8 protein-coding genes are annotated in these 12,469 nt (G+C 49.5%); 3 read left to right on the top strand and 5 right to left on the bottom strand.

Features of this window, described 5'->3' with window-relative positions:
* Positions 1-32 precede the first annotated feature (32 nt).
* Positions 33-734 carry a response regulator transcription factor gene (locus tag R2K28_RS01125; RefSeq protein ID WP_316367596.1) on the top strand — a complete coding sequence of 234 codons (702 nt, stop codon included), beginning with the start codon at positions 33-35 and terminating at the stop codon, positions 732-734.
* Between the two features lies 1 nt (position 735).
* Positions 736-2,868, top strand: coding sequence for a sensor histidine kinase (locus tag R2K28_RS01120; RefSeq protein ID WP_316367595.1), 2,133 nt, complete (start codon positions 736-738; stop codon positions 2,866-2,868).
* Positions 2,869-2,876: 8 nt separating this feature from the next.
* Here R2K28_RS01120 and R2K28_RS01115 read toward each other — a convergent pair whose 3' ends face one another.
* The 4 genes from R2K28_RS01115 to R2K28_RS01100 all read right to left on the bottom strand — a co-directional run bounded on the left by R2K28_RS01115 (position 2,877) and on the right by R2K28_RS01100 (position 10,531).
* Positions 2,877-5,159, bottom strand: coding sequence for a sensor domain-containing protein (locus R2K28_RS01115; protein ID WP_316367594.1), 2,283 nt, complete (start codon positions 5,157-5,159; stop codon positions 2,877-2,879).
* A 14-nt stretch (positions 5,160-5,173) separates the two neighbouring features.
* A complete protein-coding gene (locus tag R2K28_RS01110; RefSeq protein WP_316367593.1) occupies positions 5,174-8,164 on the bottom strand; it encodes a chemotaxis protein CheB in 2,991 nt (996 codons plus the stop codon).
* A gap of 226 nt (positions 8,165-8,390) precedes the next feature.
* The gene (locus tag R2K28_RS01105; protein WP_316367592.1) at positions 8,391-10,013 is read right to left on the bottom strand and encodes a sensor domain-containing diguanylate cyclase; all 1,623 of its coding nucleotides are present in this window, start codon (positions 10,011-10,013) and stop codon (positions 8,391-8,393) included.
* A gap of 227 nt (positions 10,014-10,240) precedes the next feature.
* A complete protein-coding gene (locus R2K28_RS01100; RefSeq protein WP_316367591.1) occupies positions 10,241-10,531 on the bottom strand; it encodes a VF_A0006 family four-cysteine protein in 291 nt (96 codons plus the stop codon).
* 264 nt (positions 10,532-10,795) lie between these two features.
* Here R2K28_RS01100 and mazG point away from each other — a divergent pair, with 264 nt between their 5' ends.
* Positions 10,796-11,602 (top strand): nucleoside triphosphate pyrophosphohydrolase, encoded by an 807-nt coding sequence (gene mazG, locus R2K28_RS01095; protein WP_316367590.1) that lies wholly within the window; start codon positions 10,796-10,798, stop codon positions 11,600-11,602.
* 365 nt (positions 11,603-11,967) lie between these two features.
* Here the strand turns inward: mazG and R2K28_RS01090 are convergent, their stop codons facing one another.
* Positions 11,968-12,432 (bottom strand): hypothetical protein, encoded by a 465-nt coding sequence (locus R2K28_RS01090; RefSeq protein WP_316367589.1) that lies wholly within the window; start codon positions 12,430-12,432, stop codon positions 11,968-11,970.
* Positions 12,433-12,469: the final 37 nt, after the last annotated feature.

Here is a 12,469-nt window from a genome sequence, read left to right as displayed (position 1 = left end):
ACAGCCTTACGAGAAAGAATGGATACAACAGCATGAGCCAAAAACCACGTATTCTGATCGTCGAAGATGAAGAAGCCATCCGGGTGGGACTGGTGGACGTATTCATCTACCACGGTTTCGCCGTGGATAGTGCTGCCGAAGGTCCGGCGGGGCTGCAGAAGGCCCTGACCGGCACCTTCGATATGATCCTGCTCGACGTGATGCTTCCCGGAATGAACGGCTTCGATATCTGTAACCGCATCCGTGAACAGGACAAGGACCAACCCATCATCATGCTGACCGCCAAGACCAGCGATGAGGACATCGTCCATGGCCTGACCCTGGGCGCGGACGACTATGTGGCAAAACCCTTTTCGGTGGCGCAACTGGTGCTGCGCGTGCAGGCCGTATTGCGCCGCTCCCGAAACAGCGCAGCCGGCCATGACCAGATCCGCCTGGGTGACGGGATTGAGATCGATATTCTCAACCTCTCCGGCAAACGCGATGACCAGCCGCTCTCATTTACCAGACGGGAGATGGATATTATCGAATACCTGTTCAGCCACGGGGATCGCCCCGTATCCCGGGAAGAGCTGCTCAACAAGGTGTGGGGTTATGCGAAAAATGCCGATATCGAAACCCGAACCGTGGATATACATATCGCCAAACTGCGCAGAAAGATCGAAGCCGATTCGGCACAACCCCGGTTCTTGACCACGGTGCGGGGCGCCGGTTATCGCCTGTTGGTCGATTGAAATGGCTCGCACCGCCCTCAACGGCCTGAGTAAGAACAAGCTGCGCCTCTGGCTGATGGTGTTTTTCTTCGCCCTGGCCATTCCCAGCGGCCTGCTTGTCTATCAGGCCTACGATCAACTGAAGTGGGAGGCCTTTCACCGCCACCGGTTGCTGGCCGAGGAGCTGGCAACGCGCATCGACAAGGGTTATGCCCAACTCATCGAAGCGGAGGAGCGACGCGCATTCGTCGACTACAATTTTCTCGTGGTTGCCGGCGATCCCAAGAGCAACTTCATTCAACGTTCCGCATTGTCGAACTTTCCCGTGCGCTCCCCGATACCCGGTTTGATCGGTTATTTTCAGGTGGATAGCGAGGGTGTTTTTAAAACCCCGCTGCTCCCCGATTCGACCCTCGCCGCCAGCGAATACGGCATTCAGGCCGAGGAGCTTACACAACGCAAGGAACTTGCGAATCATTTACGGGCCATCCTTGGGGAAAACCGATTGGTAAGCGCGGAGCAGCACGAGGATAGAGCGGGCGCGCTCACTGAAGAGATGGTCACACCTGCTGAGATCCCACTCAGCGACAGTACGGGTTCCAACTACTTTTCCAGCACGGAACCGCGACCCACCCGGGATCGCGAGATAACCGTGGAGAGTGACAAGGCATCCGGGGATGACGGCATCAAGAAAGAGCTTGCTGCGGGGCAGGCTGTCTTTGACCGTCTATCGGAGCAAAAAGTGGATCGCCCTTCAAAGGCGCTTCCTGGGTCCAACGTGCTTGGCCGCGTGGAAGACCTGCAACTGGACAGCTCTTTTGAAGCCGCACAGGCACCTATGCGGCAACAACGGATTGCGCCCAAGACGAAAACAAAACTGGCGAAACGCGCCCCGCGCATAGAGCGCAGTGCCCTGCCCGAACCGGAATCCCTCCCAGCACAATCCACAAGCATGGCTGCCCCACAGGCAGCGGCAGTGGCACCGGCGCCGTTGCGCATCCGCACCTTCGAAAGTGAGATCGACCCCTTTGAAATGAGTCTCCTCGACAGCGGCCACATCGTAATCTACAGAAAGGTGTGGCGTGACAAGCAGCGCTATATCCAAGGCATGCTGGTGGAACAGAGCGACTTCCTGAGTGGCGTCATGGAAACCAGCTTTCGCGCTACATCCCTGGCGCTGATGAGTGAGCTGATCACCGCTTACCAGGGCAATGTGTTGACCGCATTCTCCGCAACCACGGGCGAGCGCTATCAGACCGGCACCCAAGCTCTGCGCGGCGCCCTCCTCTACCAAACCCGGCTTACCGCACCCCTCAACGGCCTGGAACTGATATTCACTATTCAACGCCTTCCCGCAGGCCCGGGCGGCACCGTCATCGCATGGATCGCGGTGATACTGTTTCTGCTGCTGAGTGGCGGTTTCTATGCCATCTACCGCTTGGGGTTGGGACAGATAAACCTGATCAGCCAACAGCAGGACTTCGTGTCCGCCGTCAGCCACGAGCTGAAGACACCCCTCACCTCGATACGCATGTATGGTGAAATGCTGCGCGAAGGCTGGGTAAAAGAGGATAAGAAACGCGACTACTACGACTACATCCACGATGAGAGTGAACGCCTGACACGTCTGATCAACAATGTGCTACAACTTGCGCGTGTGACCCGCAACGGTCTGCAGGTTCAGCTCAAGTCCGTCACGGCAGGTGAGTTGATGGATATGATAGGCTCAAAGATCGAGTCGCAGGCAAAGCGTGCCGGATTCGACCTCAGGCTCAACTGTCCCTCGGACTGTGCAGCTCGAACACTCCAGGTCGATCCGGACTATTTCACCCAGATCATCATCAACCTGGTGGACAATGCGATCAAGTTCTCCGCCAAGTCAGAGATAAAAGCCATAGATATTGAGTGTGGCGTACAACAGGATAGCTCGGTGGTGTTCAAGGTACGAGACTACGGACCCGGGATCGCAAAGGATCAGCTGAAGAAGATCTTCAAGCTCTTCTACAGATCCGAAAATGAACTTACCCGTGAGACAGTCGGGACAGGAATTGGCTTGGCTCTGGTGAGCCAGTTAGCCACCACAATGAAAGGGACAGTTGATGTGGTGAATATAGAACCCGGGGTGGAGTTTCGTGTGAGTTTTTTATCACATTGATGCGTTACCTACTCGGTAACGCCGATTGAGCACCTGGACTTTATAAACGCTTCGAAATCAATATTCGTCATGGGCCGCGCATACTTGAAGCCCTGACCTAATGTACATCCCTCCTTGATCAGGAAATTTTTTTGCTCCTCCGTTTCAATGCCTTCTGCCAACACTTCTAACGATAGGTTTTTCGCCATGCTGATAATGGCCTTCGAGATTGCTATATCATTCATGTCTGTCGTTATATCCGAAATAAACGACTTATCAATCTTAAGACGGGTGAGCGGCAATTGTTTAAGATAACTCAACGATGAATAACCGGTTCCAAAATCATCAACTGCCACTTTGACATCGATGTGGCGGAGCTGGGAAAGGATATGGCTGGTGACATCGGTTGATCGCATCATGATGGTCTCTGTTATTTCAACCTCCAGGCACGATGGAGAGAGCCCGATATTTACGATTTTCTGTTTGATCTCTTGAGCAAGCACGTCGCGATCAAACTGCTTGCCTGACAGGTTGACACTAATGGTAGTATCTTTTGTCAATAGACCTGAATCCTGCCACAATTTCATCTGCTGGCATGCCTCAGTCAATACCCAATTACCCATTGCCAGAATCATCCCAGTCTCTTCAGCCAAGGGAATAAATTTATTCGGTGCAACAAGCCCCATATCCGGATGCTGCCATCTCACAAGGGCTTCGACGCCAATCACCTGGTTGGAAATCAAATCGAACTGAGGTTGGTAATGAAGAATAAATTCTTTATTTTCTAACGCACTATGCAAACTGGAAGCCAGGAAAACACGCTCAACCGCTTTGGCTGTAAGCTCTTCGGAGTAGTAATTAAAGGTGTTTCGGCCCGCATCCTTGGCCTGATACATCGCGCTATCCGCATTGCGAACCAGTTCATCGACAGTTTCACCATGATCAGGATAGATACTGATACCTATGCTGGCGCCAAGAAATAACAGTTGGCCCTGTACCTCAAACGGATCCTTGAGGGTATGCAAAAGCTTCCTTGCTACTAAAGCAGCGTTTGATTCGTGCTTTAATTGCGTAAGGATAACGGTGAACTCATCCCCACCCATTCGCGCAATCGTATCTTCTTCCCTGAAAAGCGCCAAAAACCGAGTCGCGACCTCCTTTAGCACCCCATCACCACAAGCATGATCAAAACTATCGTTTACCTCCTTAAAACGATCCAAATCGATGAATAAAACCGCGAACTTTGTCTTATGTCGGTGGGATATGTGTATGGCTTGACTTAAGCGGTCGGCAAACAATAATCGATTCGGCAGTCCTGTCAATGAGTCATGTTGCGCAAGATGCGCATAGCTGAGCTCTCGCTCCTTCAGCTCATCAAGCAACTGAAGATGCTCCGTTACGTCGTGAGATGTCTCGATAATACCAACAATCTGACCATCATCATCAATTAATGGACTTGCGATGACCTCATATTTTCGTTTTACCCCAGTCTCAGAAACATTAGTATGGACAACTCTATTGGGTATGTGCGTTTTTAATACCATCTCTAATGGACATGGATGCTCACTAGTGTCACATGGTTGATCCCTCTGATGTGTAACCTGATAGCAGTGGACACTTTTTGGATCAAGTCCCAAAGACACCGCGGTACGCTTGGCCGCATTGTTCATCCTTAACACTTTGTAATCCAGATTGACAACCAACACTGGATCCTCTATTCCATCGATCACATGCTGTAAAAAGGTGCGTTCCTCTGCTATCGCTTGCTCCGCCTTCCAGCGGTGCGTGGTATCTATCAGATTCATCAGGCAGAATTTTTCACCATTGGCATCCTTATGCATCACACTATCCGCTCTGATATAACGCTCGCTCTCCTGACTTTTTGCCTTCAAGGGAAATTCACAAGAGATAGTTCCTTCACAGGAAAAGGCCTCACGTAGTTGCTTGAAGAGCACTCGGTTAGCACCTGAGGCCAGCAGGGTTGCAAGAGGGTGGCCCAACAATCCCGAACGCTCCCTCCCGAACATAGCTGCAGCGGCCAAGTTAAGATTTTTTATGGTACCTTTTTCATCAAGGGACACATATCCCACCGGGGAAAAATCGTAAAGATCCGCATATTGATCACGTATGGTTTCGAGTTCCTGCTGAGATTCCTTTAAATCCCGGTTTTGGATTTCCAGCTCGATTTTATGTTGCTGTAGATCATGTATGACGTATTGTGACTCAGCTTCATTCTCTACATGTAGTGTTTGTTCTGACTCTGCGAGCATCCTTTCAAGCTCGTGTCTGCTGAGGTTTCTATAGCGTCCCATAAACTTGGCCTCTATCAATCACTAATCAAGCGCTCTGTTGTCGTTATTGCAACCGGCTCCCCTTGAGCATTCACAAGCGCACTGGCCACTAGCCATATTTGGAGCACAGACCCGTCTTTCGCCATTCGTTCAAGCTGTATAGGTTCGACGTTTTTTCTCTCACGAACAGCCAATTGCAGTCGCTCAAGCTGTGGACGATCTTTTTCACGCACAATCTCCCTAATATTGAGCGCCAGGGCCTCCTCTTCTGTGAAACCGTAGATTCGTTCTGCCGCCGGATTCCAGGCCTTTATATTTCCTGCAAGATCCTGGACGGTGATCGCATCATTGGAATCTCTTACCACCGCCGCCAAATACCGCTCTTTTTCAAGTGATTGCCTAAATCGTTCTACGTCCTTTATGCTATCGATATTGAGAAATGTGACTACCGCACCATCAATACGATTATCCAGGGTTTTATACGGGCGCATGATTACAGAGTACCAATGACCCTGATCATCCTGCACCTCCTGTGTCTTGGTTGTCATGCTGTCGATCACTTGCAGGACATCCGCCTCCAGATTGTTTATTTCAATATTCGGTTTTATGTTACCTATGGGCCTATCCACATCGGCATCGATCAGATTGAGTAGACTCTCTGCTGGCCGGGTAAATTGACGTATGCGTAGATCGCTGTCCAACATGAGGATGGGCAGGTTGACATTGACCATCAGGTTGCTCAGATCGTCATTGATACGGGAGAGTTCCTCATTGCGATTCTCCAACTCCTCGTTGACCGTGGCCAGTTCCTCATTGGTGGATTGCAGTTCCTCCTTAGCGGTTTCCAACTCCTCGTTTATACTTTGCAACTCCTCGTTGGTGGACTGGATCTCCTGATTAGCCGAGCGCAACTCCTCGTTAGTGCCCTCCTGTTCCTCGACAATGGACTGCATGTACTCCCGCGTAGAGAGCACTTCACGCTCGAGCTCGGCATTGCGTAGCGCCAAGGCATCTGCAAAGCCGGAATCTCCTACTTCCACCTCACCATTGGTTTTCCCTTCATTCAACGGAGTCACGCATGGCTCGAACATTACAAGTAGATTGTGTTCGCCATCCACCACACCGCCCAATGACAGCACCTGTATATCGACACGTTGCTCCTCACCGTCGATTCGTAGCAGAACTTTCTCTTTGCGGACTTTGCCCCCTTCTTTGTTGACCTTGTGAATAGCAGCACGCAACTCAATAACCAGGTCAGGATGGGCTATTTTGTATAAATTAAGGGATGCAGCACCTTCTGTGGGCTCTATGTATGGCCAGGTACGACCGAGAAAACGCACAACATTCAGGTCCGGAGTGACGACGATACCCGGCGGCGCATAGGTATCCAGGAGTAATCGTTCTGCCTCCTTCCCTAAATCATAGACTTCAACATCATCAGCGACGCGCTCTGGCAGCTCAGTCCGTATGATTCCGTGATTCACCCGGGTGATCAAATCATCAGAGAGACGGCTAGCCACAGATTTCTTTTGATAGAGTTTGGATTTTTTATCCTTGACAGCAAACAGGTCAACCTGACTGCCGATAGTTTCCGAAGTACCAAGCAGCAGTAACCCATTCGGCTGCAGGGCGTAATGAAACATCTGTAATACCTTTTTCTGCAATGTAGAGCCAAGGTAAATCAATAAATTTCGACAGCTCAGTAAATCAATGCGTGAAAATGGTGGATCCTTGGCGATGTTCTGAACTGCGAATACACACATGTCGCGCAATAGCTTATTCACCTGATAACCGCTAGAAACTTTGATGAAATAACGTTTCAGGCGTTTCTGTGAAATTTCATTCTCTATACTTTCTGGGAAGATGCCACTGCGGGCATTTTCGATCGCTCTTTCATCAATATCACTCCCAAAAATTTGAATGTGGTACATATTGGCACGACCACCAAGGTATTCATGTAAGGCAAGCGCGATGGAATAAACCTCCTGTCCTGTTGAGCATCCAGGTACCCAAACTCGTATTGGCGCATCCACCGGGCGCTTATCCAAGAGCTGAGGGAAAGCGATGTTGTTCAATGATTCAAACGCCTCCGGATCACGAAAAAAAGCCGTGACGTTTATCAGAACGTCCTGGAATAGTGCATCGATTTCCTGTGGATTTTTCTGCAAATATTTTATGTACTGTGAGATCTCATCAAACTTATGTACCAACATACGCCGATTAATCCGTCGTTTCAGAGTTGTATCCTTGTAGTACGAGAAGTCATTACCTGTACGGGATCGCAGTAAAATAAATACTTTATTCAACTGTTCCGGCGTTACGGAGAGAGTCTCTTCTGATTTATCTTTAAAACTCCAGGTCCGTATTGATTTGTGATGGGCAAGCCAGAACAATTCCTTGGCAATTTTTTCAGGGCCGAGCACAAAGTCGACACAGCCGGATGCCTGAGCATTTTCCGGCATACCGGAATATTCAGCGCTTTCGTGATCCTGTGCAAAGGTGATACCACCCGCCTCCTTGATGGCACGGCAGCCAAGAGTACCATCGGACGCAGTACCTGAGAGGATAACACCAATCGCCTGCGCGCCACGATCATCGGCAAGGGCCTGAAAAAATATGTCCGCTGGATTGTAACGTCTAATGTTTTCTTCCTTGGGCAGGAAGATCAGCTGGTTGTGTAATATGGTCAACAGCTCATTGGGTGGGATGATGTAGACATGATCATGTTCAACGACCATACCATCAGTGATCTCCTTGACCGGTAAAGGACAATCCTTGGCCAGCAGTTCTGCAAGGATGGATTTATGATTGGGATCCAGATGTTGAATCAGTACGAATCCAAAGCCTGATTTGACAGGCAGATGCGAAAGCAAGCTTCTGAAAGCCTTGAGGCCACCTGCCGATGCGGCAACGCCAACGACAGGAACTATCGTCTCACTCTCTAATATTTTTTCGATACTTGATTGTGCGGATAGATTTTTCTTAGCAGAGACAACAGTCGCGGGTTTTCTCTTGGATCTTGGCATCGGATGGATAATCCCTCATCGGCAGAGCCTTTCTGTACCACTATTTGAGTACTATTTCAGGCAGATGCCAAGGTGGTTGGGGTGGCTCATTTTATTTTTGTATCGCTTATCATTCAATGATAGAACCACAACACAGCTTCAACAATAGGCAATTCACTGGCTCTATCTAATGTTGGCGCTGGCATTTGAATATCAAAGGCTGCATGGTTAAGCAGCCCCCCTGCCTTTAAACTACCTCGACATCATTTATTACGCACCGGTTCCTGCCATCCGCCTTGGCCTGGTAAAGCGCCTCGTCTGCCTTGCGTAGCAAACCCCCTGAAGATGTATTGCGATTGGGTACCATGGACGCAATCCCTATACTGATAGTGACCCAGTCATTAACCTCGGAATATTCGTGTGAAATTCGCAGGGTCTCCACAGCCTTGCGCAGGCGCTCTGCAACCTGTTTCGCCCCCTGCGAGTTTGTGCTCGAGAGCAACAGAACGAATTCCTCCCCACCAAAGCGTGCCAAACGATCATTCGGACGATACAGGCTTTCAGTAAGTGCGCGTGCAACCTGCTTTAGACATCGGTCACCGGCCAGGTGTCCGTAAGAGTCGTTGTACAATTTGAAATAATCAATATCCACCATCAGCAGGGACAGCGCTTGACCAGAACGTATATGGTCATGCCAGGTAATTTCCAACAACTCGTCAAAGGAGCGCCGATTGGCGATACCGGTCAGCCCGTCTATGCGGGCCAGTTCCGCCAGCTTCTGGTTGGCCTCCCGCAACGCCCGATCGGATGTCAAACGTTGAGTGATGTCACGAAACACCACCACTGCCCCTGTAATATTACCCTCCTCTAACAGCGGTGCTGCAGTCATTTCCACTGGAAAACTGGAATGATCCTCACGCCAGAAAATCTCCTTGTCACTGTAGGTTGTCTTACGCTCTTTAAACGCCTTGCGCACTGGGCACTCTTCCGCTGGGTTGGGTGAGCCATCGGCCTTGGTGTGGTGCACCAGGGCGTGATGATTGACGGACTGTAGTTTTTCCAACGGCCACCCCATCATAGATACCGCAGCCGGGTTAGCGAACAGCATATTGCCATGGATATCGACGCCAAAGATTCCCTCACCAGCGGTTGACAGAATCATCTCATTCTTGTGATTCAACTCACACAGTTTTTGTTCAGTCAAGCGACGCTGCTGGATAGCATTGCCAGCATGAATCAACAGCCTTAACAGCACACCTAGCAGAATAATACCGCCTATGATGCTGGATATTGTCAGGAGGTTGATCAACTTATCGATATAAGTGATACGGGGTGTAATATCGTAATAGATCTCAAAGGCCCCATCGAATGAGCCCTGTTTCGACATGATTGGGACATACGTCTCGACCACATCGGCCTGGTAGAGTTGGCCTTCTGCAGATAATTGATCTTGTTTTACCACCTTTGTATAGGAGTGACCTATGGCAACCAGGCTATGAAAATAGTCATGCTCATTGCGTATCCCAATATCATCGGGATCAGAAGAATAGAGAGTCATGCCATCAGGGGCGAACAACTTGAGTTTAACCAATCCCAAGTGGACCACCGCGTCGTGGCCATGCTGGTTCATGTCCGCCGGTAGTGCCTGCTTCGATAAACGCCTCTCGAGCAAATCCATGTGCACGGCCAGAAAACGTCCTGCACGGATAGCCTCCCGCTCGGTATTGTCGATAAGCGCCTGCTCGAACAGGGGATATACCACGAAGTGGCCAACGGCGGGCAAAATCAGGATGACAACCGCAGACAGCGCCAGAATATAGCGCAGAAACCGGTCTTGAAGAACTAATCTCAGATTATTATGAAACGGCATCGATTGCCTCACTGGATTGCGTGTAGCCTATCCCATCAGGAACTTCCAATATTCCTCTTTGGCAAACTTATCGGCCAATCACCACTAGGCTTGATTGGTCCGGTGATTGATCCCACATATTGAGCAACTCACGGTTCGCCGCAAAGAGCCAATAAACGTCATAAATAAAGCAGCGACCGGCGAACATTTCGAATCAGGGCATGACCTGTATGGCTCGGCCACTTTTATCAATTAAATTTTCTTCCACAGGCCAAATGGATTTCCTCGACCGCCTGAGCACTCTCCACCCCCACCAAGTGCTCCAATAAACAATTTAAAAATAGACGTCTTTTCTCTAATAAAACACCAGACCGGTTATACAGCCCGCTACATGCTTGTCTGATCAGATGTGCGGCATAATCCTGCTTCGCACCTTTTAGATGAACCAGCAGGCAGTCATCATAAGCCTCGTCTGCTGCGTAAATCAGGGTTGAGAAGATTAAAATAATGATCATCACAATTGCACGCATTTGCTTCATAACACTACCTAAACCTATCCCTGTATGCTATTTAAATAATCGCGGCCCACTCAATATAGCCCATACTACAACACTTCCTGACTATACATATCATATGCAATATTTAAAGGTTTGTATCTACACTTTATCATTGCCTGACAGGAGACAAGACGTACCCTGACCCAATACACTGACTGATTCACCCTGATGAGGCTTTGTCTAGGGTACATGTTGTTGGAATGTTTAAACTAAACGGTTCATTGACTTATCCGGAGACTACACCTGATGGATGCGATGCAGCGACTACTCGAAATCATGGCACAACTGCGGGACCCGGATAAGGGTTGTCCCTGGGATTTACGCCAGACCTACAGCACGATTGTTCCCTATACCCTGGAGGAGGCATACGAGGTCGCGGACAGCATCCAGCGGAGAGATATGCCTGAACTGCGTGACGAACTCGGTGATCTGCTGTTTCAGATTGTCTTCTACAGCCAAATCGCCAAGGAGGAGGGTCATTTCAATTTCAACGATGTGGCAAGCGGCATCTGCGACAAGATGATCCGCCGCCATCCCCATGTCTTTTCAGATGCGCAGTATCAAAACGAAGCAGAGTTACGTCATGCCTGGGAACAACAAAAGGCGGAGGAGCGGACGCAACGCAAGGAATCATCTGGCCCCGCCAGCCATATGGACGGGGTGGCCCATGCCCTGCCGGCATTGATACGCGCGGAGAAACTGCAAAAGCGAGCGGCGCGAGTCGGTTTCGACTGGCCGGATGCCAAAGGCGCCCTCGAAAAGGTGCGTGAAGAGTTTGATGAGGTCCAGGCTGAGATCGGCAAAGCTGATCAGGATCGTCTGGAAGACGAACTCGGAGATCTTTTGTTTTCCATGGTGAATGTGATACGCCTGCTCGGTCTGGATGCGGAACAGTCGTTGTGTCGCGCCAACGGAAAGTTTGAAAGACGCTTCCGTGCCATGGAGAGTGCGCTCTCTGAAAAAGGCATAACCAACATGCAAGATCTTTCGTTGGAGCAGCTGGATGCAGCATGGGAGAGGGTGAAACGAAATAAGTCGGGCGCCAAAGTATAGACGTACCATGACAGACCTGGCTTGCTGGATTATCGACGGACGCCGAATCTCGGGGCTGTATGGCTACTGCTCAGGTAAATAATACTCGCCGATCTACAATCGATTTCATCAGCGCAAGTTGAGGCACAACCCTGTCTGACACTGTGTAATCACAGTCTTAAAGTTACAAGTTACCTCTAATCAACAAGCCGTTTTCTCACAGAAAAGCTGTATGACTTAAATATCAGTGACTAGATGGGGCAACCATCTTGTTCAGTGATGCGCGCGGGTTGTTAGATTTGTGGTTGGGTGTCTTGTTTATCTTCCCCGGCTCACTGGGAATTTGCGCAGCGCCAGCGGAGCAATATGTCCAGTGAAGCCGATTGTTATGCACTTGGTTGTTTCTTGTGGAATGAATCACGGTGCTTATCACAAACTGATAAAAGCCACTTTTCCCACTTTTTAATGTGATCAAAACTCGAATCAAACTCAAATTTAACCCATGTATAGCGAGCATTTTCTCCTAGTTTTTTTGGATCGAGAGTTTTGATAGTTTGTACTAAGCTATCATATTCATCTATTTCTATTTGAAACGGCTTCCATGTCGCGCCAGGACTCATGCCGCCTTGCGACCCACCCGACCCAAATATAACGTTAATAATGTGATACGGCGGGAAAATACCACAAGCGCCAAAATACGGAATATCATAAACAAAGGTAGACAGCTCCGAACTTCTCTGTTCTGGATCACCATGAAATTCATGCCTTTCATATTCAACTACTCTCATATCTCTACCATTAGCAATTGCTGGAATTAGAAGGATGAAAAAGAGCAGGTGGTATATTTTCATTTTTAATGTGCATAACGGCCTGGCTCAGCGCGAGCTA

The organism is Candidatus Thiodiazotropha sp. CDECU1, from assembly GCF_963455295.1.
Classification (GTDB): Bacteria; Pseudomonadota; Gammaproteobacteria; order Chromatiales; family Chromatiaceae; genus Thiodiazotropha.
Note: the sequence above shows the minus strand (reverse complement) of the source record. Positions and strands in the feature narration are given on the sequence as shown.

What these genes read in the sequence shown, in the direction of transcription:
- R2K28_RS01090 (WP_316367589.1), bottom strand. Translation starts at nt 12,432, where the DNA reads ATGAAAATATACCACCTGCTCTTTTTCATCCTTCTAATTCCAGCAATT.
- R2K28_RS01100 (WP_316367591.1), bottom strand. Translation starts at nt 10,531, where the DNA reads ATGAAGCAAATGCGTGCAATTGTGATGATCATTATTTTAATCTTCTCA.
- mazG (WP_316367590.1), top strand. Translation starts at nt 10,796, where the DNA reads ATGGATGCGATGCAGCGACTACTCGAAATCATGGCACAACTGCGGGAC.
- R2K28_RS01125 (WP_316367596.1), top strand. Translation starts at nt 33, where the DNA reads ATGAGCCAAAAACCACGTATTCTGATCGTCGAAGATGAAGAAGCCATC.
- R2K28_RS01115 (WP_316367594.1), bottom strand. Translation starts at nt 5,159, where the DNA reads ATGGGACGCTATAGAAACCTCAGCAGACACGAGCTTGAAAGGATGCTC.
- R2K28_RS01110 (WP_316367593.1), bottom strand. Translation starts at nt 8,164, where the DNA reads ATGCCAAGATCCAAGAGAAAACCCGCGACTGTTGTCTCTGCTAAGAAA.
- R2K28_RS01105 (WP_316367592.1), bottom strand. Translation starts at nt 10,013, where the DNA reads ATGCCGTTTCATAATAATCTGAGATTAGTTCTTCAAGACCGGTTTCTG.
- R2K28_RS01120 (WP_316367595.1), top strand. Translation starts at nt 736, where the DNA reads ATGGCTCGCACCGCCCTCAACGGCCTGAGTAAGAACAAGCTGCGCCTC.